The organism is Burkholderia sp. LK4 (assembly GCF_001043615.1).
GTDB lineage: Bacteria > Pseudomonadota > Gammaproteobacteria > Burkholderiales > Burkholderiaceae > Burkholderia > Burkholderia cepacia.
This window is the reverse complement of sequence record NZ_LDUL01000069.1, coordinates 64,876-90,629: the sequence shown is the minus strand read 5'-3', so window position 1 is coordinate 90,629 and position 25,754 is coordinate 64,876. Positions and strand designations below refer to the sequence as shown.

Genomic DNA, 25,754 nt, shown 5'->3' with positions numbered 1-25,754 from the left:
TTCCCGCCCTCCCGATTCATTCCGGCACACATGCCGCCTCGCCGCAGCCCGACGCGACTGCGCGGGCCGCTGCCGGCACGCTCTCTTAAAAAGTGAACGACCGTACTTTTTTCGATGCGTTTGGCGGCCAAATCCTCTACAATCCGCCGACGCCCGATGCGCCGCCCGCGCGCCGGCGTTCTCCGCTTCGACCCCGACGCCGCTGCTGCGGCGCCAACGCGCGCCAGCGCGAGGAACCCGCTACCCGATCATGAAAGTCATCAGCTCGATCCATGAACTGCGCGACCAGCTGCGCGGACAGAACCGCACGGCGTTCGTGCCGACGATGGGCAACCTGCACGAAGGGCACCTGTCGCTGATGCGCCTCGCGCGCCAGCACGGCGACCCGGTCGTGGCGAGCATCTTCGTCAACCGGCTGCAATTCGGCCCGAACGAGGATTTCGACAAGTATCCGCGCACGCTCCAGGACGATATCGAGAAGCTGCAGCAGGAAAACGTCTACGTGCTGTTCGCGCCGACCGAACGCGACATGTACCCGGAACCGCAGGAATACCGCGTGCTGCCGCCGGACGATCTCGGCGGGATTCTCGAGGGTGAATTCCGGCCCGGCTTCTTCGCCGGCGTGTGCACGGTCGTCACGAAGCTGATGTCCTGCGTGCAGCCGCGCGTCGCCGTGTTCGGCAAGAAGGATTACCAGCAGCTGATGATCGTGCGCCGGATGTGCCAGCAGCTCGCGCTGCCGGTCGAGATCATCGCGGCCGAAACCGTGCGCGACGAGGACGGCCTCGCGCTGTCGTCGCGCAACCGCTACCTGACGACCGACGAGCGCAAGGAAGCGCCCGAACTCGCGAAAACGCTGCAGCGCGTGCGCGACAGCGTGCTCGGCGGCGAGCGCGACCTCGGCAAGCTCGAGCATCACGCGCGCACGCACCTGGCCGAGCGCGGCTGGCTGCCCGACTACATCGCGATCCGCCGCCGCGCGAACCTGATCGCACCGAGCGCCGCCGAACTCGAAGCCGGCGAGCCGCTCGTCGTGCTCGCGGCCGCGAAGCTCGGCGCGACGCGCCTCATCGACAACCTGGAAATCTGACGGGCCGCCCGCCCGCGCCTCTCACGACGCATCACGGAGACACCATGCAGCGCCACATGCTCAAATCGAAGATCCACCGCGCGGCCGTCACGCACTGCGAGCTGCACTACGAAGGCTCGTGCGCGATCGACGAAGACCTGCTCGAAGCGGCCGGCCTCATCGAAAACGAACGGATCGACATCTGGAACATCAACAACGGCGAGCGTTTCTCGACCTACGCGATCAAGGGCGAGCGCGGCAGCGGGATGATCTCGCTGAACGGCTCGGCCGCGCGTCGCGCGCAGCTCGGCGACCTCGTGATCATCGCCGCATTCGCGATGGTCGATGAAGCCGAGATTCAGGCCGGCTGGAAGCCGAAGCTCGTGTTCATCGACGACGGCAACAAGATCAAGGGCCACCGCGATCACGTGCCGACGCAGAACTGGACCTGACCTGACCTGACTGGCCGGCCGCCCGCGTGCCGCGGCGCGCGGAGCGGCCGTGCCGCTTGCGGTCGAAGGGTCGAAGGATCGAAGGGCCGGATGCCGTATGCCACGGGATCCGGCCCTTTCTCATTTCATCGCGTACCGGCCCGGCGGCCGCGCGATCAGGACGCCTTGGCGGCCCTCTCCGTCTTCTCGGCCTTCGGCGCGCGGCGTTCGGCCCATTCGACGATCGGCCGCCACTGTTCGAGATCCTTCTCGACCCGGCTCTTCGCGACGTCCCACAGCGTGAGGCCGTGCGCGGCGATCTGCACGTAGTTCTGCGTGTCGCGCACGTAGCCGAGCACCGGCAGGCCGAGCCCTTCGACGAACCGGTGAAGCTGGTCCGACGAGCGCGTGCGCGCATCGACCCGCATCCCGACGATCCCGACCTCGACGCTGCCCTTGCGCACGGCCTTCTCGCCGGCGAGGCGCTCCAGAAACTGCTGCGTGGCCAGAATATCGAACATCGACGGCTGCAGCGGCACGATCACCTTGTCGGCCAGTTGCAGCGCGACGTTGAGCCGGTTGCCGTGCAGCCCGGCCGGCGTATCGATCACCGCATATTCGAGGCCGCGCGGCGGCTTCGTCGGCGCGTCCGGATCGAGTTCCCATGCCTCGATTGCCGGCAGTCCGGCCGGCCGCTGGTCGAGCCACGCATGCGCGGACTGCTGCCGGTCCAGGTCGGCGAGCGCGACCCACGCGCCCTGCGCCGCGAAATAGCCGGCAAGATTGGTGGACAGCGTGCTCTTCCCCACGCCGCCCTTCGGATTCGCCACCACGATCACCGTCATGAATTCCCCCGAAAAAGCCGCGCGGCCCCTGCCGCGGGGCAGGCGCCGCTCGATTGCGGATACAGGGAGCGATGATATCGGCAAACGGGGTGTCACCGAAACGGGTTGCGCCGCGTTGCGTACGCCGGCTTACCCCGCCGACTTACCCACTTACCCCATTACGCACGCTGAACCGAGGCTTCCCGTGCGCCGAGCGCGAATGCGCCGCCGCCCAGCAGCGCCTGCACGGCGAGCGTGACGGCCCAGAACGCCGGGTATTCCCAGCCGCCGTTCGGCGACGCGAAGCTCCAGCCGTTCGGCAGATGCGCGGCGGTCGCGCCGAGCATGAACGGCAGCAGCACCAGCGCGGCGACGCGCACGCGGAAGCCCGCGAGCAGCGCCAGGCCGCCGGCCAGTTCGACGAACGTCGTCAGGTACGCGAGCCAGCCCGGCAGGCCGATCGACGCGAAGAACTGCGCGGTGCCGGGCAGCGTGAAGACGAACACCTTCTGCGCGACGTGCGCGAGGTACAGCACACCGAGCGCGACGCGCAGCAGGGTCGCGGCGAAATCGTTGAGGCGATTGGGGTTCATGGCGAATTCCTTCGTGAGTGGTGTGAATGGATCGCACTCTATTCGAATCGATTCGACCGATAAACGCGCCAATTCGCTTTAACTCATTCCCCAATGGAATCAATCGAGACGTAAAAAGGGGCATGACCGATCATGCCCCGCGACCTGCTTCAGTAACCGCTCTTGCCTTGTGTGGCGTTGCCGGAACCGGACTGGGCGCCGCCCGGTACGGACGAATCGCACGCATGCGCAACCGCCGACACGCCCAGCAGCGCCGCGAGCAGCATGCCCCACCACCATCGAGCCTTCATCGTCGCACTCCTCCAGGCGGACATCCGCCCTCCTGTGTTGTATGCGATCCGGCGGAAAAAGCGAGCATGGCCCGGCCCGCGTCAACGAAACTCGGCGTACAGCGCGTCGAGATCGAGATGGTCGGCGAACGAGTCGGCCAGCCGCTCGAGCGATGCCTCGCGCAATGCCGGATAGTCGATGCGCTCCGCGCCGTCGAGCCCGGCCCACGCGAGCAGCGCCGCGCATGCGTCGGGCGAGTCGAACAGCCCGTGCACGTAGGTCGCGAGAATCTGGCCATCGGCGGACACCGCGCCGTCCGGGCGTGTGGCGTCGGGTGCGGCGTCGGCTGCCAGCGTCAGCGCGGGCGACGCGAGCGCGGGCCCGTGCGTGTCGCCCATGTGGATCTCGTAGCCGCGCACGGCCGCCCCGCCCGGCAGCGCGAGATGCCCGGACACGTTCTTCAGCGTCTTGTCGCGCTGCAGGGTCGTGTCGAAATCGAGCAGCCCGAGCCCCGGCACGCTGCCGGGCGCCCCTTCGAGGCCGAGCGGATCGTCGAGCGTGCGGCCGAGCATCTGCATCCCGCCGCAGATGCCGATCACCTTGCCGCCGTAGCGCAGATGGCGACGGATCAGCGTGTCCCAACCCGCGTCGCGCAGCCATGCGAGATCGCGCTGCACGCTCTTCGAACCGGGCAGGATCAGGAGGTCGGCATCCGGGACAGGGCCGCTCTTCCAGTACGTGAATTCGACCTGCGGATGCGCGCGCAGCGGGTCGAAATCGGTGTGGTTGCTGATGCGCGGCAGCGCCGGCACGACGACGCGCAGCAGGCCGGCATCGCCGCGTGCGGCGGCGCTGCGCGCCTGTGCGGGCAGCATGTCCTCGGCGTCGAGCAGCAGGCCGTGCAGGTACGGCAGCACGCCGAACACGGGCTTGCCCGTCTGCGCACGCAGCCAGTCGAGCCCCGGTTCGAGCAGCTTGACGTCGCCGCGGAAGCGGTTGATCACGAAGCCGCGCACGCGTGCGCGCTCGCTGTCCGACAGGCACGCGAGCGTGCCGACGAGGTGCGCGAACACGCCGCCGCGGTCGATGTCGGCGACGAGCACGACCGGGCAGTCGACGCGTTCGGCAAACCCCATGTTCGCGATGTCGCCTTCGCGCAGGTTGATCTCGGCCGGGCTCCCCGCGCCCTCGACGATCACCGTGTCGTAGCCGGCGCGCAGGCGCGCGTACGACTCGAGCACCGCTTCGAACGCGACCGGCTTGTAGCCGTGATACGCGCGTGCATCGAGGTTCATGCGCGCCTTGCCGTGAATGATCACCTGCGCGCCGCGGTCGCTCGTCGGCTTCAGCAGCACGGGGTTGAAATCCGTATGCGGCGCAACGCCCGCGGCCAGCGCCTGCAGTGCCTGCGCGCGGCCGATTTCGCCGCCGTCGGCCGTCACCGCGCTGTTGAGCGCCATGTTCTGCGGCTTGAACGGCGCAACACGCGCGCCGCCGCGGCGCGCGAGCCGGCACAGGCCCGCGACCAGCGTGCTCTTGCCCGCGTCGGACGTCGTGCCCTGGATCATCAGCGTGCCGCGCGGCCGCGGCTCGGGTGCATTCATCGTGTAAAGGTCGTCGCGAAGCAAAGGCCGCATTATCCCCCGCGCCGGTGTGCCCGCGCCGTTACAATCACGCGATGATTCCGCACGACCTCACCTTCGTCCTCGGCGGCGCACGCTCGGGCAAGAGCGCGCACGCCGAGCGCCTCGCCGCCGACAGCGGCCGCCCCGTCACCTACATCGCCACCGCAACCGCCGCCGATGCCGAATTCGCGCAGCGCATCGCGCACCATCGCGCGCGCCGGCCGGCCGCCTGGGGCTTCGCCGACGCACCCGTCGACCTCGCCGGCACGCTCGCGCGGCTCGACGATCCGCACGCGTGCCTGCTCGTCGACTGCCTGACGCTGTGGCTCACGAACCTGCTGTGCCCGGCCGACGGCGAACCGCTCGACGATGCGCAGTACGCGGCGCAGGTCGACCGGCTCGAGCACGCGTTGCGCGGCGCGCGCGCGAAGGTGATCGTCGTCAGCAACGAGATCGGGCTCGGCGTCGTGCCGCTCGGGTCGGTCACGCGCCGCTACGTCGACGAACTCGGGCGCCTGAACCAGCGTGTCGCCGCGCTTGCGACGCGCGTGACGCTGCTCGTCGCCGGGCTGACGCTCGACCTCAAGACGGGAGCGCCGTCATGCTGATGCTGTCGCTGCCCGTAGTCGCGATGTTCGCGGTTGCGGCCGCGATCATCGACCGCGCGATCGGCGAACCGGCCGGTTGGCATCCGCTCGTCGCGTTCGGCCGCCTCGCCGCGCGCATCGAAGGCGCGCTGAACACGGGCCGGCGCGGCCGCGTGAGCGGCGTCGCCGCATGGATCGCGGCGGTCGTGCCGCCGGTCGCCGTCGCGGCATGGCTCGCGGCCGTGCTGCCATGGCCGCTCGCGGCCGCGCTGCACATCGCCCTGCTGTGGTTCGCACTCGGCGCGAAAAGCCTCGCCGACCACGTCGCGCCGATCGCCGCGGCGCTGCTGCGGCGCGACCTCGGCGCCGCCCGCACGCTCACCGCGCGCATCGTGTCGCGCGACACGAGCGACGCGGACGAAGGCGCGCTGTCGCGTGCGGCCGTCGAATCCGCGCTCGAGAACGGCAACGACGCGATCTTCGGCGCGCTGTTCTGGTTCGTCGTCGCAGGCGGCCCCGGCGCGCTGCTGTTCCGGCTCGCGAACACGCTCGACGCGATGTGGGGCTACCGCACGCCGCGCTTCCTGACCTTCGGCTGGGCCGCCGCGCGCCTCGACGACGCGCTCAACTGGTTTCCCGCGCGCCTGACGGCCGCGAGCTACGCGCTGCTCGGCGACACGGCCGCCGCATGGCGCTGCTGGCGCACGCAGGCACGCCACTGGGACAGCCCGAACGCGGGCCCGGTGATGGCCGCCGGCGCCGGCAGCCTGAACGTGCAGCTGGGCGGCCCGGCCGTCTATCACGGCGAGATCGAGGATCGTCCGGCGCTCGGCACCGGCGCGACGGCGAGCGCCGTCCATATCGTCGCCGCGTTGTCGCTCGTCACGCGCACGCTTGCCCTGTGGCTCGCGCTGCTGGTCGCGAGCGGCGCACTCGTCATGGCCACCCATCATGTCTGACACCCGCATCACGCACGGCGGCAACCTGCATGAAGCCGCACGCCGCCACGGCATTCCGTACGACACGTGGCTCGACCTGTCGACCGGCATCAATCCGGTCGGCTATCCGGTGCCGCCCGTCCCGGCCGACGCATGGCGCCGGCTGCCCGACGACGGTGACGGCCTCGCGGCCCGCGCCGCGCAGTACTACCACGCGCCCGATCCCGCGCACGTGCTGCCGGTGGCCGGCAGCCAGGCTGCGATCCGCGCATTGCCCGCGCTGCTGCCGGCCGGCGACGCCGGCGTCGCGACGCTCGCGTACGGCGAATACGCGCCCGCTTTCGCGCGACACGGCCATCGCGTCGTCGCGCTCGACGTCGGCACCGATACGTTGCCTGCGACGCTGCGCCACGTCATCGTCGGGAATCCGAATAATCCGACCGCCGAATTCGTGCCGCCCGAACGCCTGCTCGGCTGGCATGCGCAACTGGTAGCGCGCGGCGGCACGCTGATCGTCGACGAGGCGTTCGCCGATACGGGCGCGACGCAGTCGCTCGCGCCGCAGGTCGATCGCCCGGGGCTCGTCGTGCTGCGTTCGGTCGGCAAGTTCTTCGGGCTCGCCGGCATCCGCGCAGGCTTCGTGCTCGCGTGCCCCGGCCAGATCGTCGCGCTGCGCGACATGCTCGGCGCCTGGACGGTCGGCGGCCCCGCACGCCATGCGGTCGCCGCGGCGTTCGCCGATCGCGCATGGCAGGCCGCCGCCCGCGAGCGGCTCGCGGCCGACGGCGAGCGGCTCGCCGCACTGCTGCGCGCGCACGGCTTCGCTGCCCGCGCGACGCCGCTCTTCAGCTGGACCGACGACCCGCGGGCAGCGGCACTGCATGCGGCACTCGCGGCACGCGGAATCTGGACGCGGTACTTCCCGACACCGTCGAGCGTACGCGTCGGCCTGCCGGGCAGCGAAGCCGAATGGCAGCGCCTCCGCGACGCACTCGCGCACTGCGTGCCGCTGCTACAACGGGAATCCGCATGATTGCGCGCCTGTTGCGCCGGCTGACACCGGTCGCGATGCTGACCGCACTCGCTCACGCACCGCTCGTCCACGCCGACGTCACGACGCGCGACGACGCCGGCAACACCGTCACGCTGCCTGCACCCGCGCGGCGCGTGATCAGCCTCGCGCCGCACGCGACCGAGCTCATCTATGCGGCCGGCGGCGGCGCAAAGCTCGTCGGCACGGTCACGTACAGCGACTATCCGCCTGCCGCGCAAGCGATACCGCGCGTCGGCGACAACAAGGCGCTCGACCTCGAGCGGATCGCCGCGCTGAAGCCCGACCTGATCGTCGTCTGGCGGCACGGCAACGCCGAGCGGCAGACCGACGCGCTGCGCGCATTGCATATCCCGCTGTTCTTCAGCGAACCGAAGCACCTCGACGACGTATCGTCGTCGCTGCGCCGGCTCGGCACGCTGCTCGGCACGCAACCGGCTGCCGATGCGGCCGCGGCCGCCTATACGCGCGACATCGCGGCGCTGCGCGCACGTTATGCCGCGCGGGCGCCCGTCACGATGTTCTTCCAGGTCTGGGACCGGCCGCTGATGACGCTCAATGGCGCGCACCTGATCAACGACGTGATCGAGCTGTGCGGCGGCCGCAACGTGTTCGCGTCGCTCAGGCCGCTCGTGCCGACCGTCACCGACGAGGCCGTGCTCGCGGCCAATCCGGAGGCGATCGTGACGACGAGCGCGGGGGCATCGCGTACGGACGAACCGTTGCCGAGCCTGGCGCGCTGGCGCACGTGGCCCGCGCTGACGGCCGTGGCGCGCAACAACCTGTTCGCGATCGACGGCGATCTGCTGACGCGGCCGTCGCCGCGGATCGCGCAGGGCGCGGCCGCGCTGTGCGAGGATCTCGAAGCCGCGCGTGGGCGGCGGCCGGCGCGCTGAGTTCCGGCGGCTTGCGCGCCCGTCGCGCATCTGAACCCGATGCGTCGGTGTTCGAGACAGATCGACCGCGCGCCGCGTCGTTCAGATGCGGACGCCGGTGCGCCTATTCATCCCAGTGCACCACTTCCCACGCTCCCGTGGCGGCCTCCGCGCGCAACCAGACGACACCACCGGTCGGCACCGGCCGCGACAACAGCGTATCGAGCGGCACGCACAGTACATGCGCCGCGAACACGCGGATCACGCCCGCATGCGTGACCGCCCATTGCGGCCGGTCGAACCGTGCGACGGCATCGGCCCGCCGGGCGACCCGGGCAGCGAACCGCGCGACGCTTTCGCCGCCATGCGCGCACGCATGCATCAGGTCGGCCGCCCACGCATCGAGTGCCGCGCGATCGATATCGTCCCAGCGCCGCATCTCCCACGCGCCGAAATCCATTTCCTGCCAGTCCGCATCGCGTTGCAGCGGCACGCCGCATGCCTGCGCGATCCGCTCGGCAACGGACGCGCAGCGCGTCAGCGGGCTCGTCCAGACCTGTTCGGGAAGCGGCGCGCCGAGTAGCGACAGATGTGCGCGCACGGCCTGCGCGCCGGCGTCGGCCGGCGCGGCGAGCGGCACGTCGCTGCGTCCGTAGCAGATGCCCGGCTCGACACCGACGGCCGGATGACGGATCAGGACGACGTCCATCCGAGCACCACGAGATAGATCGCCAGTTCGCACAGCTGTTGCGTGAAGCCGAGACAGTCGCCGGTATAACCGCCGATCCGCTTCACGAAATAGCGGGCTGCCCACGCGCGCACGAGTACGAGCGCCACGCAGGCGGCGACGCCCATGCGCCAGTCGGGCCAGAACAGCCACGGTAATCCGAACAGCGCGGCGACACACGCCGCGCGCGCCCCCATCCGTTGCGCGACCGGTTTCGCCTTGCCTTCGGGCCGCACGTAGTCGAGCGTCATCAGCAGGCTCACGGCCGCCGCGCGGCTCGCCGCGTGCGCGGCGATCATCGTCCATGCGGCACGCAACGGCAGCATCGACGCGAGCGCCTGCCATTTCACGCCGAGTGCGATCACGAGCGCGACCGCACCGAACGTGCCGATCCGCGAGTCGTGCATGATGCGCAGCACGTCGTCGCGCGTATAGCCGCCGCCGAACGCATCGCAGCTGTCGGCGAGGCCGTCCTCGTGGAAGGCCCCCGTGGCGAGCAGCGTGGCGGCCATCGACAGCCCGACCGCGATCGACACGGGCAGCGCGCGCAGCGCGACCAGATACACGAGCGCGCCCCACGCGCCGACGCATGCGCCGACGAGCGGGAAATATCGCGCGGCCTGGTCGAGATCGCCGGCCGCGTAGCCGATCGCGCGCGGCACGGGCACGCGCGTGAAGTAGCCGAGCGCGACGAAGAAGTAGCGCAGTTCGGCCCGCACGCCGCGCGCGCGATCAGGCGTCACGATCGTCGACACCGGCGGATTCGAAGCTCGCCATTTCCGTGAGGAACGCGGCAGCCGCACGCACGAGCGGCAGCGCGAGCGCCGCGCCCGTGCCTTCGCCGAGCCGCAGGTCGAGCGCGAGCAGCGGCTTCGCGCCGAAATGCTCGAGCATGCGCCGGTGCCCGGCCTCGTGCGACGTATGCGAGAACACGCAGTAGTCGCGCACGCCGGGCGCGATGCGCTCGGCGACGAGCAATGCGGCCGTCGCGATGAAGCCGTCGACGAGGATCGTCATCCGTTCGCTCGCGGCCGCGAGATACGCACCCGTCATCATCGCGATCTCGAAGCCGCCGAACGTCGCGAGCACGTCGAGCGGCGCAATCGCGTGCGAGTGCTTGACGAGCGCACGGCCGAGCACCGCGCGCTTGTGCGCGAGGCCCTGGTCGTCGAGGCCCGTGCCGCGCCCGACGCACGCGTCGATCGGCACGCCGAGCAGGCGGCTCATCAGGCACGCGGCCGACGACGTGTTCGCGATCCCCATCTCGCCGAAGCCGATCACGTTCGTGCCGAGCGACGCATGCAGGCGCACGCGCGCCGCACCCGCTGCGAGCGCCGTCATCGCCTCGTCGCGCGTCATCGCCGGTTCCGTCGCGAAGTTGCGCGTGCCGCGCGCGACCGGCAGCGACACCAGGCGGTCGGACAGCGGCAGCGGCGACGCGACGCCCGCATCGACGATCTCGAGCGTGCTCTGCGCGACGCCCGAGAACGCGTTGATTGCCGCGCCGCCGGCGAGGAAGTTCGCGACCATCTGTGCGGTCACCGCTTGCGGATAGGGGCTCACGCCTTCGGCGGCAATCCCGTGATCGCCGGCGAACACGATCATCACGGGACGCTGCACGACCGGCCGCTCGGTGTGCTGGATCAGGCCGACCTGCAGCGCAACTGCCTCGAGCTGGCCGAGGCTGCCGGGCGGCTTGGTCTTGTGGTCGATCACATGCTGCAGGCGCTTGCGCAGCACGTCGTCGAGCGGTGCGATCGCGGGCGGGAAGTGGGTCGGGGTCGTCATCGGGAAGCCGTGTCGTGGGCGCGGCGTGCACCGCGCATCGGAAAAGGAAACGTCATTGTCGCTCGGGCCACGCCGGCAGCAGCGCGTCGCGGCCTTTCTCGCGGATCAGCACGAGCGGATAACCGAACGCGTCGCTCGCGCGCTCGGGTGTCAGCACGTCGTGCACGGGGCCGGCCCACGCGTGGCCACGGCCGTCGAGCAACAGCGCATGCGTCGCGAAACGCCGCGCGAGATTCAGATCATGGCACGAGAACAGCACCGTGCGCGGGCCCGCGTCGAGCCAGGCGGCCAGCGCGGTCAGGCAATCGATCTGGTGATGCAGGTCGAGATGCACGAGCGGTTCGTCGAGCAGCATCAACGGCGCGTCCTGGCACAGCGTCGCGGCCAGCGCGACGCGCTGCCGCTCGCCGCCCGACAGCGACAGCACGTCGCGCGACGCAAGCGCGGTCAGGTCGAAGGTCGCCAGCGCGTCGCGCGCGGCCGCGCGGTCGCCGTCGCGCTCCCAGCCCCAGCCGCCGAGATACGGAAAGCGGTTGAGCAACACCGTATCGAACACGGTCGCGCTGAATGCGTCGTGCAGTTGCTGCGGCATCAGCGCGCGGCGCTGCGCGAGCTGCGCGGGCGGCCATGCGGAAAGCGGGCGGCCGTCGATCGCGACGTGTCCGCCGGCCGGCGGCTGCAGCCCCGCGAGGGTCGCAAGCAGCGTCGTCTTGCCTGCGCCGTTCGGCCCGGCGATGCACCAGATCTCGCCCGGACGGAACGCCTGCGTGAAGCCGTCGAGCAGCGTGCGCGCGCCAGCCTTCAGCGTCAGGCCGACGGCCGCGCAGCTCATCTCGTCGCCGCTGGCGCGCAATGCGGCACGGGTCATCGCATCGGCCTCCTGAGCAACATCCACAGGAACACCGGCACGCCGATCAACGCGGTCATCACGCCGACCGGCAGTTGCGCGGGCGCGATCGCGGTGCGTGCGAGCAGGTCGGCGGCCATCACGCCGCCGCCGCCCGCGAGCATCGCGGCCGGCAGCAACATCCGCTGGTCGTTGCCGAATGCGAGCCGCAGCGCGTGCGGCACGACGAGGCCGACGAAGCCGATCGTGCCGGCGGTCGTCACTGCGGCCGCGGCGGCCAGCGACGCGACGAGATAGATCCGCACACGCAGGCGCGCGACCGGCACGCCGAGCGCGAGCGCCGTCGCATCGCCGCGCAGCAGCACGTTCAGTTGCGGCGCGGCCGGCAGTGCGATGCACGCGGCCAGCAGCAGCGCGCCCCACGCGAACCACGGTGTGCTCACGCCGTTCAGGTCGCCCGTCAGCCAGAAGATGATGCCGCGCAGCCGCGCATCGGGCGCGAGCGACAGCAGCAGCGTGACGAGCGCGCCCCACCCTGCCGCGATCACGACGCCCGTGAGCAGCAGCCGCGGCGACGCATCGCGCGACTCGCCGCGCCCCAGCTCGCGGCGCGCGAGTCCGAGCACGAGCGCGACCGACACGAGCGAGCCGGCAAACGCCGACACATCGACGAGCCACCATGCGCCGCCCGCGATCATCGCGACGAGCGCGAAGCCGGCCGCGCCGCCGGACACGCCGAGCACGTACGGATCGGCGAGCGGGTTGCGCAGCAACACCTGCAACAACGAGCCGGCCAGCGCGAGCAGCGCACCGCACGCGAAGCCCGCGAGCGCGCGCGGCAGGCGCAGCGTGCGGACGATGTCGGCGAACAGCGCGTCGCCGCCATGCGGCACGAGCGACGCGAGCGCCTGCCACGGCGACATCGGCACGCTGCCGATCGACAGCGACGCGACGAACAGCAACGCGACCGCCGCGGCCAATGCGGCCCAGATCGCGGTGGCGCGTGCGGCGCTCATGCGGCACTCCGCGCGACGGCCGATGCAGTGCACATCGGCGCGCCACCGCTGCGGGCCGGGCGCGACATCGGCGCAGTGCAGCGTGTTGCAGGCATAGCCAAGCTCGTGATCCTTGCGGTCAGGTGGTCGACGCGCGCGACGACCTTCCGGTGGTCGCCCGGTTCGAGAACGTCATCAAGATGGCAGAAATCGGCGCCGCCGACGATTGGGGTCAGCATCGAAGATCAATCCCGTGAAGCACTGCACGCCCCGCTTCCCCGCGGGCCGTGCGTCACGAAGCCCGTGCGGGCTCCCCGCCTCGGCCGGTATCCGGGCTGGCGGCGATCCGGCTCGCCTTCCCGCGCGAAGACGCGCAGTGGCCCGCGTCCGCATGCGAAACGTGCATGCGAAACGCGCCCGAGCCGGCCTGCGTCATGCAACGCGGCCGCTTACCGTTGCGGGGGCAGCGCAGGTTGGCGGCGTCCTGGCGGAGCCCGCGCCCTGCTTCCCGTTTAACCGCGCGTTGCACGCGCGAGCACCGAGGCGGCGCCAGTTTAGGAGCGGGCCGCACGAGCGTCAAGGAAGCATCCGGACACGCACGTGACGCGCCGATTCGCGGCAAGAAGCAGGGGTGTTACGACTGGAAACGTTACAGATGTCGGTTTGCGCGTTATTCCGCGCTAAAATGCTGGGTCTTTAGAGGACGCAGCAAATGCTCAACGAACTCGAAACCCTATCTCAAAATATTGGCCGTCTGATTTCGCTGAACAAGCGCTATCACTCGGAACGGCTCGCGCTCGAGGAGCAGGTCGCGCAATTGCGCGCGGACGCGGACACGGTCCGCGCGGAACTCGCGCAACTGCGCGACGAACGCAATGCGCTCGCGGCCGAGCGCGACACGCTGTCGGCAAAGATCGACGACGCCCAGGTGAAACTGAACGCGATTCTCGAAAAGCTGCCGCGCTCGAAAAGTGCGGAGCAAGCCGACAACCAGCTCGACCTGCTGGATGCGCAGGCGCGTACGGATGGCGATGACGCGGCCAGCCACGGAGAACATGCATGAGCACCAAGCAGATCGAAGTCTCGATTCTCGGTCAGGCCTATCGGCTCGCCTGCTCGGCCGAGACCGAAGCGGCACTGCTCGAAGCGGTCGCGCGCGTCGACGCCGAAATGTCGAAAATCCGCTCGAACAGCTCGGTACGCGGCACCGATCGCATCGCCGTGATGGCGGCGCTGTCGCTCGCGTCCGAATTGCTGCGGCTGCAAACGAGCGTGCGGCACGGTGAAGCATTTCCGGCGGAGGAAATCCGTCGTACAATGCACCAGATGAATGAACAGCTCGGCGCGGTGCTCGCACAGCACGAGACGCAGTAACGTTTTAATCGATGCGTCGATTCCCCTTGATCTCGGCGATCAACGGTGGTCAAATTGGCGCATCGAATCACAGTTCAGTCAGCTTCCCTGCCTGGTTCGCCAAGGTCATATATTCCTTGAACCAATGCCATGTGCACGGTTGCGGAAATTTGTAGCACGGGCGCGCGCGTCACTCTGTCTGATGTACCCGAAGTGCTGCTAACTGCGACCAATTCTGAACCTCAGGTTCAGGATGCCGGCCTAGCGGCCAAGGCGGGGGCCTATCCAACGGCATCGGGCGAAGCCCGGTGCCGTTTTCTTTTGTAGCAGCCTCTTTCTGCGTCGATCACGATCCATGCAATACTGGCTGATGAAGTCCGAACCGGACGAAGCAAGCATCGACGATCTCGCCAACGCACCGCAGCGCTCGCTGCCGTGGACGGGCGTGCGCAATTATCAGGCGCGCAATTTCATGCGCGACACGATGAAGATCGGCGACGGCGTGCTGTTCTATCACTCGAGCTGCCCCGAGCCGGGCATCGCGGGCCTCGCCGAAGTATCGTCGACGCCCTACCCCGACCCCACGCAGTTCGATCCGAAAAGCCCCTATTACGATCCGAAGTCGACCCGGGAAGCGCCGCGATGGTTGCTCGTCGACGTGCGCTACGTGAAAAAATCGCCGCTCGTGCCGCTCGCTGCGCTGCGCGAACACGACGAACTCGCCGACATGCGCGTGCTCGCGCGCGGCAACCGGCTGTCGATCACGCCCGTCACGCGCGCCGAATGGCGGTTCATCACCGAAAAGCTGATGAAGTAGGCAAGCAGGCGCACGCCAAACGTCAAATCTGGTCAGTATGCGCTGCTGCCACGGAACTCGCGGCACTTTCGCGCGGCCTAAGCAACCGCTGCCGGCCGATCAAGCCGGCCGTCGTTCTTTTCGTCGCGCGGTACGCCCGCGTCGCGCACGCGTGATCCGCGTGCGCGCCCTCGCACAAGGAGTCCAACAATGACCAAGAAATCCGCACTCGCGCTGTCGCTCGCCCTTGCCGCCGCCGTTCCCGTCGCGCTGACGCTCGCGTCACCCGCCGCGCACGCGCAGGCCGCGAACCCGCACTTTCCGGAGCCGGCAGGCGTGCTGTCGCTGTCGTCGCAGGCCAGCGCCGACGTGCCGCAGGACATCATCCACATCACGCTGTTCTACGAGCAGCAGGCCAAGGATCCGGGCAGCCTCACCGCGCAGTTGAACCAGCGCGCCGACGCCGCCCTGTCGCAGGCGAAAAGCGTATCGGGCGTCACGGCACACACGGGCGCATTCTCCGTCTATCCGAGCACCGATCGCGACGGCAAGATTTCCGCATGGCGCGGCCGCACCGAGGTCGCGCTCGAATCGCGCGATTTCGCCGCGGCGTCGAAGCTGGCCGGCCAGTTGTCGAACCTGATGCAGGTCGCGAACGTCGAGTTCTCGCTGTCGCCCGAAGCGCAGCGCGCAGCCGAGCAGAAGCTGACGACCGAGGCGATCAAGTCGTTCCGCGCCCGCGCGGACGAAGCCGCGAAGGCATTCGGCTACAGCAGCTACACGATCCGCGACGTGAACGTCGGCGGCGGCCGCAACGTGCAGCCGTATCCGCGCATGATGGCAATGGCCGCGGCACCGATGGACAGCGCGAAGATGAGCGCACCCATCGCGGTCGAAGGCGGCAAGGCCACCGTGTCGGTCACCGTCAACGGTTCCGTGCAGATGAAGTAACGCGCAGCGCGCGGCAGTCCGAAATGAAAAACGCCGGCCCGAAGGCCGGCGTTTTCATTTCAATGCGTGGGACCATGCACGCGCCGATCGCGCGTGCATCGCCATCACCTCACGCAACGGCATTCGCCGCGCGGCGGCGATACGCCCAGACCATCAACGCGATGCCCGCGATGATCATCGGCAGCGACAGCCACTGCCCCATCGACAGGCCGAGCGCGAGCAGGCCGAGGAAATCGTCGGGTTCGCGCGCGAACTCCACCGTGAAGCGCGCGAGGCCGTAGCCGATCAGGAACAGCGCGGACACGGCGCCCATCGGCCGCGACTTGCGCGCGAAGAGGAACAGCGCGAAGAACAGCACGATGCCTTCGAGCGCAATTTCATAGAGCTGCGAAGGATGACGCGGCAGCATCTGGTATTGCATGAACACGTCGGCGAGATGCCACTTCTCGACGAGTTCCGGATGCTTCGGCAACCATGCCGCATCGTCGCGCATCGCGCCCGGGAACAGCATCGCCCACGGTGCGGACGGATCGGTCACGCGGCCCCACAGTTCACCGTTGATGAAGTTGCCGAGCCGCCCGGCCGCGAGCCCCGTCGGCACCATCGGCGCGACGAAATCGGTGACCTGCAGCCAATGGCGCTTGCGCTGCCACGCGAACAACATCATCGCGAGCGTCACGCCGAGGAAGCCGCCGTGAAACGACATGCCGCCCTCCCACACCTTGAACACGTCGAGCGGATGCGAGAAGTAGAAATCGGCCTTGTAGAACAGCACGTAGCCGAGGCGGCCGCCGAGCACGGTGCCGAGCACGCCGTAGAACATCATGTCGTCGATGTCCTTCACGGTCCAGCCCTGCGCCGCGACGTGCGGCAGCTTCAGGCGGATCCGGCCGACGACGATCGCCGCGATGAAGCCGACGAGATACATGAGCCCGTACCAGCGCACGGCCAGCGGCCCGAGATGGATCGCAACGGGGTCGAAATTCGGGTGAATGATCATGGGTTAGCGAAGAAGTTTTCGAATGCGGTACGGCCGTCGCACACGCGCAGCACCGCGCGTTGGACGGCACCGGCGCGCCATCGTTCACGTCACGTGGCGAGCCCCTGCGCGCGCACGACGTCGAGGAAGCCGGCCAGCACGGGGCTCACGTCGCCGGTACGCCACACGAGGCCCGTCTCGACGACCGGCGCGTGACCGGCGAGCGGCCGGTAGACCACGCCGGTGCGCCGCAGGTTACGCAGCGATTGCGGCACCAGTGCGACGCCCATGCCGGCCGACACGAGGCTGACGATCGTCTGCATCTGGATCGCCTCCTGGCCGATGCACGGGGTTTCCCCCGCCGCGCCGTAGCAGCCCGTAATGATGTCATAAAAGCCGGGCGCCAAACGACGCGGAAAGATCACGAGCGGCAACGCGGCGACTTCCGCGAGATGGACGGGCTCGTCTTCAGGCGCGTCGCTCGCGGCCGCCGGCATCGCGATCACCAGCGGCTCGCGCAGGACGGGCAGGTACGACAGCCCGGCCGCGTGGCGCGGCGGCACGGGCGGAATGACGAGCCCCGCATCGATGCGGCCGGCGACGAGTTCGTCGATCTGCACGTCGCTCGTCGCCTCCGCGAGTTGCAGGCGCACCTGCGGATAACGCGCGCCGAACGCCCGCAGCAGCGAGGGAAGCAGCCCGTAATCGGCGGTCGACACGAACGCGAGCGACAACGAGCCGGCCTCGCCGCGCGCGAGCCGTCGCGCCAGCGGCGGCAACGCATCGGCCGACGCAAGCAGCCGGCGCACATCGGGCAACAGTGCGGCACCAACCGCCGTCAGCGCCACCGAACGCTTGCTGCGCGCGAACAGCGCGACGCCGAGCGTGTCCTCGAGCGCGCGGATCGCCTGCGACAGCGGCGGCTGCGTCATCGACAGGCGTTCGGCCGCGCGGCCGAAATGGCGCTCGTCCGCAACGGTCGCGAAATAGCGCCACTGGCGCAGGTCGGGAGTCGGATCAGCCATGCGTCCTTCATTCAGGAAACGACTTAATAGGCCACAAATAATATATTGGACATCCCAATCCGGAAACTCCATGCTTGACTGATCCGAACCGGCGCACCGTTCACCGGCGCTGCCCAGACAACGATGGAGTCCCCCATGGCTTACAACCGCCGCTCGAGGCACATTACGCAAGGCGTGGCCCGATCGCCGAATCGCTCGATGTATTACGCGCTCGGTTACCAGAAGGACGATTTCGACAAGCCGATGATCGGCATCGCGAACGGCCATTCGACGATCACGCCGTGCAATTCGGGCCTGCAGCGCCTGTCGGACGCAGCCGTCGCGGCCGTGAAGGCATCCGATGCGAACCCGCAGATCTTCGGCACGCCGACGATTTCGGACGGCATGTCGATGGGCACCGAAGGCATGAAGTACTCGCTCGTGTCGCGCGAGGTGATCGCCGACTGCATCGAGACCTGCGTGCAGGGGCAATGGATGGATGGCGTGGTCGTCGTCGGCGGCTGCGACAAGAACATGCCGGGCGGGATGATCGCGCTCGCGCGCCTGAACGTGCCGGGCATCTACGTGTACGGCGGCACGATCCGCCCCGGCCACTGGAAAGGCCGCGACCTGACGATCGTCTCGTCGTTCGAGGCCGTCGGCGAATTCACCGCGGGCCGGATGTCGCAGGAGGATTTCGAAGGGGTCGAGCAGAACGCATGCCCGACGTCGGGTTCGTGCGGCGGGATGTACACCGCGAACACGATGAGTTCGTCGTTCGAGGCGCTCGGGATGTCGCTGCTGTACTCGTCGACGATGGCCAACCCCGACCAGGAGAAGGTCGATTCGGCCGCCGAGTCGGCGCGCGTGCTCGTCGAGGCCGTGAAGCGCGACCTGAAGCCGCGCGACATCATCACGAAGGAATCGATCGAGAACGCGGTGTCGGTGATCATGGCGACGGGCGGTTCGACCAATGCCGTGCTGCACTATCTTGCGATCGCGCACGCGGCCGAGGTCGACTGGACGATCGACGACTTCGAGCGCATCCGCAAGCGCGTGCCCGTGATCTGCGACCTCAAGCCGTCGGGGAAGTACGTCGCGACCGACCTGCACCGGGCCGGCGGGATTCCGCAGGTGCTGAAGATCCTGCTCGACGCGGGGCTGCTGCACGGCGACTGCATGACGATCACCGGCCGCACGATCGCCGACGAACTGAAGGACGTGCCCGCCGTGCCGCGCGCGGACCAGGACGTGATCTTCCCGATCGACCGCGCGCTGTACAAGGAAGGCCACCTTGCGATCCTGAAAGGCAATCTCGCGGAAGACGGCGCGGTCGCGAAGATCACCGGCCTGAAGAACCCCGTGATCACGGGCCCGGCGCGGGTGTTCGACGACGAGCAGAGCGCGATGGATGCGATTCTCGGCGACCGGATCCAGGCAGGCGACATCCTCGTGCTGCGCTATCTCGGCCCGAAGGGTGGCCCCGGCATGCCCGAAATGCTCGCGCCGACGTCCGCGATCATCGGCAAGGGGCTCGGCGAATCGGTCGGCTTCATCACCGACGGCCGCTTCTCGGGCGGCACCTGGGGCATGGTGGTCGGCCATGTCGCGCCCGAGGCGTTCGTCGGCGGCACGATCGCGCTCGTGCAGGAAGGCGACTCGATCACGATCGACGCGCACCGGCTGCTGCTGCAGTTGAACGTGGACGACGCGGAACTCGCGCGCCGCCGCGCCGCGTGGCAACAGCCGGCACCGCGCTACACGCGTGGCGTGCTCGCGAAATTCGCGGCACTCGCCCGGCCCGCGAACCAGGGTGCCGTCACAGGTTGACACGGGTACATCAGCGCATGCGACCCCGTTAAACATGACCGCCGGGGGAACGCGCAAAACGCGCTTTCCCTTTGCTTTTATAATGCGCGGGTCATGAAGCCGGCCGTCCCCGCCGGCGGAGATCCGCATGAAACACTCGATATTGCGCGTCCTGCTCGCCACGCTGCTGATCGGCAGCGGGGCGGCGGCGCGCGCCGACCAGGCCGACGGGCTCGCGCTTGCCCAGCGCAAGAACTGCATGGCCTGCCACGCGATCGGCAAACCGCTGATGGGCCCGTCGTTCCGCGACATCGCCGGCAAGTATGCGGCGCGCGGCGACGCCGTCGATTACCTCGCCCAATCGATCGTGAAAGGCAGCGTCGGCGTGTGGGGCAGTGTGCCGATGCCCGCCAATACGCAACTGACGAGCACCGAAGCCCACACACTCGCGCAATGGGCGCTGTCGGTACGCTGACCCGGGTTCAACGGGCGGAAACCGCCGTCACGCGGGGCTCCGCCGGCAGGCAGGCCCGCCGAGGGCCGACCTGCACCTCGCCGGCCGCTTCACCGGCCTTTACTGGAATCGCACCCCGTTTTTCACCTGTACGGCCGCGCACTCAACCGGCATGACCGGCGCGGCGGCGTGCGATTTCTTCGTCGACCGCGTCGCGAACCCAGTCCATCACCTCGGTTTCCAGCGCCAGCGCCACTTCGCGCGTGATCTGGCCGACCAGCCAGGCCGAATGCTCGTGCAGCGCGTCGCGACAACGGGCCTCGATGGCGTCGCGCCCGTCCCCGGTCAGATAGTTCGTCAGGCGATTGCGCAGGCGCTCGGCGATGTGCTGGGCATCTTCCGGCGTCAGTCCGGCCACTGCCTGCGCATCCTGCTGCGGCGCGGCGGCCGCTGCGATGGCCTCCGGCACGTGCGCCTCCCGCGCGTGCCCGACCGCCTCACGCGCCACCGCGACGAACGCGTGCGGCATCACATCGTCGTCGGCCAGCGACGAGCGCAGCGGCGCACTCATCGCCGCCGAGTCTTCGGCAACCACGTGCTCCGCGGCGCCGGGCTCCGCCGGCGCATCGGTCTCGCCAAGCGCGGCGGCGGCGACAGCCGCAGTCTCCACCGCCTCGTCGCCCGGCAGTTCGACCACCGGCACGTGCGGCGTCGGCACGGGTTCGACCACGACGGAATCGGGGGCGAGCGCGTCGGGCATGGAATCGGCCGGCGCCGCACCCGCGGTGCGCGGCGCGACCACGTCGGTCAGCACCGGAATCGCCGCGCCGGCAGGCGGCTGCGCAGCGTCGGGCGCGGGCCCGCGCGCCGGCACCGGCTTGCCCGGCACCAGCACGTCGGTCAGCGTCGGGATCGAGGATGAATCGGCTTCTGTCACGGGAACACTCCGTCGACGGTTGCGGCTAGCTGCCCTGCTTGTAGTTGTTCAGCGCGTATCCGCGGTCGCGGTAGAACCGGTAGCGGTCGCGGCCCGCGGCCAGCTCGTCCGGCGCGTTGCCGACCACTTCGAGCAGGCGCTCGAAGCGGGCGAACTGCGCAGGCACGGCCGCGCCGAGGTTCAGCAGCACGTGATGATGCGGTGCGCGGTCGAGATCCGCGGCCAGCACGATCGGCGTGCCGGCTGCGTGCTCGCTGTCGACACCGCAATGCGGGATGAAATCGAGCGGCGAGAACGTCCAGAGCCGCTCGTCGAGCGCGCGCAGGCGCGCGGGCTCGGCGAGCACGACGACCGGCTGCCCGGCCTGGTAGGCCTTGCGCAGCAGCCGGCACGCGTACGCGAGCGAATCGCCGACGTTCGAGTGGAAATCGATCCGCGTCATTGCCCGCGTACCCGCAGCGTCGTCAACACCGCCATCACTGGCCGGCGCGGTCGATCAGGAACTGCGCGAGCAGCGGCACCGGGCGGCCCGTCGCCCCCTTCGCCGCGCCGCCCTTCCACGCGGTGCCCGCGATGTCGAGGTGCGCCCACGGATAGCTGTCGGTGAAGCGCGACAGGAAACACGCGGCGGTCACGGCGCCGGCCGGGCGCCCGCCGATGTTCGCGAGATCCGCGAAGTTCGACTTCAGCTGATCCTGGTACTCGTCGTCGAGCGGCATGCGCCATGCCGGGTCGTTCGCCTCGCGCGACGCGTCGAGCAGTTCGCCCGCAAGCGCGTCGTTCGTCGAGAACAGGCCGCTGTTGTGGCCGCCCAGCGCGATCACGCACGCGCCCGTCAGCGTTGCGACGTCGATCACGGCGGCCGGCTTGAAGCGCTCGGCATACGTCAGCGCGTCGCACAGGATCAGGCGCCCTTCGGCGTCGGTGTTCAGCACCTCGATCGTCAGGCCCTTCATGCTGGTGACGATGTCGCCCGGCTTCGTCGCGTTGCCGCCCGGCATGTTCTCGCAGGTCGGCACGATCGCGACGACGTTGATCTTCAGGCCCATTTCGGCGACCGCACGCATCGTACCGAGCACCGAACCGGCGCCGCACATGTCGTACTTCATCTCGTCCATGCCCTCGCCCGGCTTCAGCGAGATGCCGCCCGTGTCGAACGTGATGCCCTTGCCGACCAGCACGACCGGCGCGGCCTTCGCGGCGGCGCCCTGGTAGTGCAGCACGATGAACTGCGGCGGCTCGACCGACGCGCGCGCGACCGACAGGAACGAGCCCATCTTCAGCGCCTGGATCTGCTTGAGCCCGAGCACTTCCGCCTTCAGGCCCCAATCCTTCGCGATCTTCTTCGCGGTGTTGCCGAGGTAGGTCGGCGTGCAGACGTTACCCGGCAGGTTGCCGAGGTCGCGGGTGAGATCCATCCCGTTCGCGAGCGCGACGGCCTGCTTGACCGCGACCTTCGCAGCCTTTTCGTCGGACGGATCGACGCTGAACACGACGCGCTTGAGCGTGTGCGACGCCGGTTCCGGCTTGCTCTTCATCTGCGTGAAGCGGTAGGTCTCGTTGCGCAGCGCGAGAATCGCCGCGCGCACGCCCCAGTCGGAGCTGCGCTCGTCGACCGGCAGTTGCGCGAGCGTGAACGTGACCTGGACGACCTTGGTCGCCAGCAGCGCGCGCCACGCGGCCGTCGCTGCGTCGTTATAGGCTTTCTGGTTGAAAGCATCCTGCTTGCCGAGGCCGACGAGCAGCACGCGCGACGCGCCGATGCCCGACACTTCGTGCAGGAACAGCGTCTTGCCGCGCTTGCCGTCCATGTCGCCGGCCTTCACCACGCGCGAAATCAGTCCCTTGGTGGCCGTGTCGATGTCGAGCGCCGCGCCCGAGAGGGTCTGCGCCTCGAAGATGCCGAGCACGATGCAATCGGACTTCCCGGTCAGGAACCCCTTCGCCTCGCCTTTGCTCCAATCACAGCCTTTTATGCTAAAGTCCATCGCGCTTGTCCTCGGATAAAATCTGGGCTAAGGATGAAAGCCGCAATTATCCGCTATTTTTCCCGTGGCGGCGCGAGCGCTCCGCTACGCGTGCGCAGCCTCCCGCCCTCTTCTCTTCAAGAATGATCTTCGAACGCTCCCTCCAGCGCGAGCTTGCGTATACGGCTGGCGCCGTGTTCATGGTGCTGCTCACGATCATGCTCACGACGATGATGATCCGCATCGTCGGTTACGCCGCGTCCGGTGAAATCGATCCGCGGGACGTCCTCGTGCTGATCGGCCTCACCGTGATCGGCTACCTCGCCGTGATGCTCGTCGTCACGCTGTTCGTGTCGATCCTGTTCGTGCTGACCCGGTGGTACCGGGACTCCGAAATGGTCGTGTGGCTCGCGTCGGGCGTAAGCCTCACGCGCCTCATCAAGCCGATCGGCGTGTTCGCCACGCCGATCATCCTGCTGATCGCCTTCTTCGCGTTCGTCGGCTGGCCGTGGTCGAACCAGCAAAGCAAGATGATCAAGGCACGCTTCCAGCAGCGCGACGAGATCTCGCTGCTCGCGCCGGGCCAGTTCCGCGAGTCGGCCACGAACCACCGCGTGTTCTTCATCGAGAAGATGACGCCCGACCAGAGCAAGGTGCAGAACGTGTTCGTCACGTCGACCGAGAACGGCAAGGTCAACGTGGTCGTATCGCAGACGGGTCACACGGAAACGCGCGACGGCAGCCGCTTCGTCGTCCTGGAAGACGGCCGCCGCTACGACGGCACGCCCGGCCAGCCGAACTTCAAGATCATGGAGTTCGAGCGCTACGGCGTGAAGATCACGAGCACGCCGGTCACCAACGTGCCGACCACGAACAGCACGCCGACGCCGGACCTGCTGCGCAACCCGACGCGCGACAACCTCGCGGAATTCGCGTGGCGCGCGGGGCTGCCGCTGATCGCGATCAACCTGCTGGTGCTCGGCATTCCGCTGTCGTACCAGAACCCGCGCCGCAGCCGCACGATCAACCTCGTGATGGCCGTGCTGATCTACCTCACGTACTCGAACCTGCTGAACGTCGTGCAGGCGCAGATCGAGCAGGGCAAGATGTCGTTCGGCGTCGGCCTGGTCGGCCTGCACCTCGTCGTCGCCGCGATCGTCGCGTTCATCTTCTGGTTGCGCGTGCGCAATCGTCCGCTGTTTACACGCGCGCTGTTCGGCCGCTCGGGAGCATGATCGATGCGGCTCTATGAAAAGTACTTCGCGCGACAGATCTACGTCACGTTCGTCTTCATCCTGTTCGCGTTCTCGGGCCTGTTCTTCTTCTTCGACCTGATCAGCGAACTGAACTCGGTCGGGCACGGCAACTACAAGTTCGGCTACGCGGTGTTGCGCGTCGCGCTGCAGACCCCGTCGCGCTTCTACGAGATCATCCCGGTCGCCGCGCTGATCAGCGCGATCTACGTGTTCGCGCAGATGGCCGCGAACTCGGAATTCACGATCTTCCGCGTGTCGGGTCTCGCGACCAACCAGGCGCTGCGCTCGCTGCTGAAGATCGGCATTCCGCTCGTGATCGTCACCTACCTGATCGGCGAATTCGTCGGCCCCTACGCCGATCAGTTGTCCGAGCGCGTGCGGCTGCAGGCGCTGGGCGCATCGGTATCGTCGAACTTCCAGTCTGGCGTGTGGGTGAAGGACACGCTCGCGGCCCGCGAAAACGGCGAGCAGGTCACGCGTTTCGTCAACGTCGGCAGCCTGTCGCCCGACTCGACGATCAGCAACGTGCGCATCTACGAATTCGATTCGAAGTTCCAGCTCCAGAACGTGCGGATCGCGCAGACGGGACGCTACGAGCCGCCCGGCCACTGGCTGTTGAAGGGCGTCTCCGAGACCGAGCTGACGCAGATCAAGCCGATCAGCGGCCAGCCGGCCGACGCGCTCAACCCGGTGTACCGCTCGCAGCAGGTATCGCTGCCCGAATACCGGCTGCGTTCGGACCTGACGCCGCAGATCCTGTCGGTGCTGCTCGTGTCGCCGGAGCGCATGTCGATCATCAACCTGTTCCGCTACATCCAGCATTTGCGCGAGAACCAGCAGGACACGCAGCGCTACGACATCGCACTGTGGCGCAAGCTGCTGTATCCGTTCGCCGTGTTCGTGATGCTCGTGCTGTCGCTGCCGTTCGCCTACCTGCACACGCGGGCGGGCGTGGTCGGCGTGAAGGTGTTCGGCGGCATCATGCTCGGCATGAGCTTCCAGCTCCTCAACACGCTGTTCTCGCACATCGGCACGCTGAACACGTGGCCCGCGCCGCTCACTGCCGCGACGCCGGGCCTGATCTATCTCGCGCTCGGCCTGTTCGCGCTCAAGTGGGTCGACCGGCACTGAGCGCCGCGTCATGACGGAGGCTTCGACATGAGTTCGCACGGCATCGTCCTGTTCGGCCACGGCGCCCGCGACCCGCGCTGGGCCGAGCCGTTCGAGCGGCTCGCCGCGCGGCTGCGCGGCGCCGCCTCCCCCGCGGCCCACGTGTCGCTCGCGTTCCTCGAACTGATGACGCCGACGCTCGGTGACGCGGTCGCCGCGCAGGTCGCGGCCGGTTGCTCGCACATCACCGTGGTGCCCGTGTTCTTCGGCCAGGGCGGCCATGTCCGCCGCGATCTGCCGCAACTCGTCGATGCGTGCCGCGCCGCGCATCCGGGCATCGAGATCCGCTGCGCGACGGCCGTCGGCGAAGACGACGGCGTGCTCGACGCGATCGCGCGCTACTGTATCGACCAGATCGACGGCAACGCGTGAGCCGCGCGGTTAGCGGTCAGCGTTGCACAAAGAAAAAGCGCCGGCTTGATGAAGCCGGCGCTTTTTTGTTTCGGACTGCGGCGGGA

Annotated in this window: 30 protein-coding genes, 1 other RNA gene and 1 riboswitch; of the genes, 16 read left to right on the top strand and 15 right to left on the bottom strand. The window is 68.7% G+C overall.

Features of this window, described 5'->3' with window-relative positions; genetic code table 11:
• Positions 1–250: 250 nt before the first annotated feature.
• Together panC and panD are read left to right on the top strand one after the other, a co-directional pair.
• Positions 251–1,090: a pantoate--beta-alanine ligase gene (panC, locus tag VK92_RS30730; protein WP_048022569.1), complete on the top strand. Its 840-nt coding sequence runs from the start codon at positions 251–253 to the stop codon at positions 1,088–1,090.
• A gap of 44 nt (positions 1,091–1,134) precedes the next feature.
• Positions 1,135–1,521 (top strand): aspartate 1-decarboxylase, encoded by a 387-nt coding sequence (gene panD, locus VK92_RS30725; RefSeq protein ID WP_021164250.1) that lies wholly within the window; start codon positions 1,135–1,137, stop codon positions 1,519–1,521.
• A 155-nt stretch (positions 1,522–1,676) separates the two neighbouring features.
• Here panD and VK92_RS30720 read toward each other — a convergent pair whose 3' ends face one another.
• The 4 genes from VK92_RS30720 to VK92_RS30710 form a co-directional block, all read right to left on the bottom strand.
• Entirely contained in the window at positions 1,677–2,345 is a 669-nt protein-coding gene (locus tag VK92_RS30720) for a ParA family protein (RefSeq protein ID WP_048022570.1), read from the bottom strand.
• A 158-nt stretch (positions 2,346–2,503) separates the two neighbouring features.
• Positions 2,504–2,917 (bottom strand): DoxX family protein, encoded by a 414-nt coding sequence (locus VK92_RS30715; protein WP_048022571.1) that lies wholly within the window; start codon positions 2,915–2,917, stop codon positions 2,504–2,506.
• 149 nt (positions 2,918–3,066) lie between these two features.
• Entirely contained in the window at positions 3,067–3,207 is a 141-nt protein-coding gene (locus tag VK92_RS42635; protein ID WP_165589108.1) for a hypothetical protein, read from the bottom strand.
• A gap of 81 nt (positions 3,208–3,288) precedes the next feature.
• The gene (locus VK92_RS30710; RefSeq protein WP_048022572.1) at positions 3,289–4,791 is read right to left on the bottom strand and encodes a cobyric acid synthase; all 1,503 of its coding nucleotides are present in this window, start codon (positions 4,789–4,791) and stop codon (positions 3,289–3,291) included.
• A gap of 74 nt (positions 4,792–4,865) precedes the next feature.
• Between VK92_RS30710 and cobU the strand changes: the two genes are divergently transcribed.
• The 4 genes from cobU to VK92_RS30690 are packed head-to-tail and all read left to right on the top strand — an operon-like array spanning position 4,866 to position 8,284.
• On the top strand, positions 4,866–5,420 hold the full coding sequence (gene cobU, locus VK92_RS30705) for a bifunctional adenosylcobinamide kinase/adenosylcobinamide-phosphate guanylyltransferase (RefSeq protein ID WP_048022573.1): 555 nt from the start codon (positions 4,866–4,868) through the stop codon (positions 5,418–5,420).
• Entirely contained in the window at positions 5,414–6,358 is a 945-nt protein-coding gene (gene cbiB, locus VK92_RS30700) for an adenosylcobinamide-phosphate synthase CbiB (protein WP_048022574.1), read from the top strand. Before cobU ends, cbiB begins: the two co-directional genes overlap by 7 nt.
• Positions 6,351–7,370: a threonine-phosphate decarboxylase CobD gene (gene cobD, locus VK92_RS30695; protein WP_048022575.1), complete on the top strand. Its 1,020-nt coding sequence runs from the start codon at positions 6,351–6,353 to the stop codon at positions 7,368–7,370. Before cbiB ends, cobD begins: the two co-directional genes overlap by 8 nt.
• Entirely contained in the window at positions 7,367–8,284 is a 918-nt protein-coding gene (locus tag VK92_RS30690; RefSeq protein ID WP_048022576.1) for a cobalamin-binding protein, read from the top strand. Before cobD ends, VK92_RS30690 begins: the two co-directional genes overlap by 4 nt.
• A 103-nt stretch (positions 8,285–8,387) precedes the next feature.
• Here the strand turns inward: VK92_RS30690 and cobC are convergent, their stop codons facing one another.
• The 6 genes from cobC to VK92_RS42115 are packed head-to-tail and all read right to left on the bottom strand — an operon-like array spanning position 8,388 to position 12,859.
• Complete coding sequence (cobC, locus tag VK92_RS30685) at positions 8,388–8,972, bottom strand: alpha-ribazole phosphatase (protein ID WP_048022577.1); 585 nt, start codon at positions 8,970–8,972, stop codon at positions 8,388–8,390.
• Positions 8,957–9,733, bottom strand: coding sequence for an adenosylcobinamide-GDP ribazoletransferase (locus tag VK92_RS30680; protein ID WP_042975792.1), 777 nt, complete (start codon positions 9,731–9,733; stop codon positions 8,957–8,959). The genes cobC and VK92_RS30680 overlap by 16 nt, the downstream gene beginning before the upstream one ends.
• Positions 9,723–10,778, bottom strand: a complete 1,056-nt coding sequence (cobT, locus tag VK92_RS30675; RefSeq protein ID WP_042975791.1) for a nicotinate-nucleotide--dimethylbenzimidazole phosphoribosyltransferase — start codon at positions 10,776–10,778, stop codon at positions 9,723–9,725. Before cobT ends, VK92_RS30680 begins: the two co-directional genes overlap by 11 nt.
• Positions 10,779–10,830: 52 nt before the next feature.
• A complete protein-coding gene (locus VK92_RS30670) occupies positions 10,831–11,646 on the bottom strand; it encodes an ABC transporter ATP-binding protein (protein ID WP_048022578.1) in 816 nt (271 codons plus the stop codon).
• Positions 11,643–12,641 carry a FecCD family ABC transporter permease gene (locus VK92_RS30665; RefSeq protein ID WP_021160798.1) on the bottom strand — a complete coding sequence of 333 codons (999 nt, stop codon included), beginning with the start codon at positions 12,639–12,641 and terminating at the stop codon, positions 11,643–11,645. The genes VK92_RS30670 and VK92_RS30665 overlap by 4 nt, the downstream gene beginning before the upstream one ends.
• Positions 12,638–12,859 (bottom strand): hypothetical protein, encoded by a 222-nt coding sequence (locus tag VK92_RS42115; RefSeq protein WP_131723238.1) that lies wholly within the window; start codon positions 12,857–12,859, stop codon positions 12,638–12,640. The genes VK92_RS30665 and VK92_RS42115 overlap by 4 nt, the downstream gene beginning before the upstream one ends.
• A gap of 65 nt (positions 12,860–12,924) precedes the next feature.
• A riboswitch (cobalamin riboswitch) is annotated at positions 12,925–13,178 on the bottom strand.
• Positions 13,179–13,332: 154 nt separating this feature from the next.
• Here VK92_RS42115 and VK92_RS30660 point away from each other — a divergent pair.
• The 5 genes from VK92_RS30660 to VK92_RS30645 all read left to right on the top strand — a co-directional run bounded on the left by VK92_RS30660 (position 13,333) and on the right by VK92_RS30645 (position 15,720).
• Positions 13,333–13,683: a hypothetical protein gene (locus tag VK92_RS30660; RefSeq protein ID WP_021160796.1), complete on the top strand. Its 351-nt coding sequence runs from the start codon at positions 13,333–13,335 to the stop codon at positions 13,681–13,683.
• Positions 13,680–13,994: a cell division protein ZapA gene (locus VK92_RS30655; protein ID WP_011352906.1), complete on the top strand. Its 315-nt coding sequence runs from the start codon at positions 13,680–13,682 to the stop codon at positions 13,992–13,994. Before VK92_RS30660 ends, VK92_RS30655 begins: the two co-directional genes overlap by 4 nt.
• Positions 13,995–14,075: 81 nt before the next feature.
• Positions 14,076–14,257: non-coding RNA, 6S RNA (gene ssrS / locus VK92_RS39245), on the top strand.
• Between the two features lie 71 nt (positions 14,258–14,328).
• Positions 14,329–14,790: an EVE domain-containing protein gene (locus VK92_RS30650; protein WP_021160795.1), complete on the top strand. Its 462-nt coding sequence runs from the start codon at positions 14,329–14,331 to the stop codon at positions 14,788–14,790.
• A 189-nt stretch (positions 14,791–14,979) separates the two neighbouring features.
• Positions 14,980–15,720: an SIMPL domain-containing protein gene (locus VK92_RS30645; RefSeq protein WP_048022579.1), complete on the top strand. Its 741-nt coding sequence runs from the start codon at positions 14,980–14,982 to the stop codon at positions 15,718–15,720.
• Between the two features lie 109 nt (positions 15,721–15,829).
• On the opposite strand, the gene lgt is transcribed toward VK92_RS30645, so the two are convergent.
• Together lgt and VK92_RS30635 are read right to left on the bottom strand one after the other, a co-directional pair.
• Positions 15,830–16,720: a prolipoprotein diacylglyceryl transferase gene (gene lgt / locus VK92_RS30640; RefSeq protein ID WP_048022580.1), complete on the bottom strand. Its 891-nt coding sequence runs from the start codon at positions 16,718–16,720 to the stop codon at positions 15,830–15,832.
• Between the two features lie 89 nt (positions 16,721–16,809).
• Positions 16,810–17,724: a LysR substrate-binding domain-containing protein gene (locus VK92_RS30635; protein WP_048022581.1), complete on the bottom strand. Its 915-nt coding sequence runs from the start codon at positions 17,722–17,724 to the stop codon at positions 16,810–16,812.
• A gap of 135 nt (positions 17,725–17,859) precedes the next feature.
• On the opposite strand from VK92_RS30635, the gene ilvD reads away from it, so the two are divergent.
• The gene (ilvD, locus tag VK92_RS30630; RefSeq protein ID WP_021160790.1) at positions 17,860–19,533 is read left to right on the top strand and encodes a dihydroxy-acid dehydratase; all 1,674 of its coding nucleotides are present in this window, start codon (positions 17,860–17,862) and stop codon (positions 19,531–19,533) included.
• A gap of 127 nt (positions 19,534–19,660) precedes the next feature.
• Complete coding sequence (locus VK92_RS30625; RefSeq protein WP_021160789.1) at positions 19,661–19,987, top strand: c-type cytochrome; 327 nt, start codon at positions 19,661–19,663, stop codon at positions 19,985–19,987.
• A 142-nt stretch (positions 19,988–20,129) separates the two neighbouring features.
• Here VK92_RS30625 and VK92_RS30620 read toward each other — a convergent pair whose 3' ends face one another.
• Genes VK92_RS30620 through VK92_RS30610 form a run of 3 tightly spaced genes read right to left on the bottom strand, consistent with a single transcriptional unit; the run spans position 20,130 to position 22,891 of the window.
• Entirely contained in the window at positions 20,130–20,903 is a 774-nt protein-coding gene (locus VK92_RS30620) for a DUF2486 family protein (RefSeq protein ID WP_048022582.1), read from the bottom strand.
• A 25-nt stretch (positions 20,904–20,928) separates the two neighbouring features.
• On the bottom strand, positions 20,929–21,345 hold the full coding sequence (locus tag VK92_RS30615) for a DNA polymerase III subunit chi (RefSeq protein WP_021160787.1): 417 nt from the start codon (positions 21,343–21,345) through the stop codon (positions 20,929–20,931).
• A 34-nt stretch (positions 21,346–21,379) separates the two neighbouring features.
• Entirely contained in the window at positions 21,380–22,891 is a 1,512-nt protein-coding gene (locus VK92_RS30610; protein ID WP_021160786.1) for a leucyl aminopeptidase, read from the bottom strand.
• A gap of 122 nt (positions 22,892–23,013) precedes the next feature.
• On the opposite strand from VK92_RS30610, the gene lptF reads away from it, so the two are divergent.
• The 3 genes from lptF to VK92_RS30595 are packed head-to-tail and all read left to right on the top strand — an operon-like array spanning position 23,014 to position 25,668.
• Positions 23,014–24,105 carry an LPS export ABC transporter permease LptF gene (gene lptF, locus VK92_RS30605; RefSeq protein ID WP_021160785.1) on the top strand — a complete coding sequence of 364 codons (1,092 nt, stop codon included), beginning with the start codon at positions 23,014–23,016 and terminating at the stop codon, positions 24,103–24,105.
• 3 nt (positions 24,106–24,108) lie between these two features.
• Positions 24,109–25,257, top strand: a complete 1,149-nt coding sequence (lptG, locus tag VK92_RS30600; protein ID WP_048022583.1) for an LPS export ABC transporter permease LptG — start codon at positions 24,109–24,111, stop codon at positions 25,255–25,257.
• A 27-nt stretch (positions 25,258–25,284) separates the two neighbouring features.
• Positions 25,285–25,668: a sirohydrochlorin chelatase gene (locus VK92_RS30595; protein WP_048022584.1), complete on the top strand. Its 384-nt coding sequence runs from the start codon at positions 25,285–25,287 to the stop codon at positions 25,666–25,668.
• The last annotated feature ends 86 nt before the right edge of the window (positions 25,669–25,754 follow it).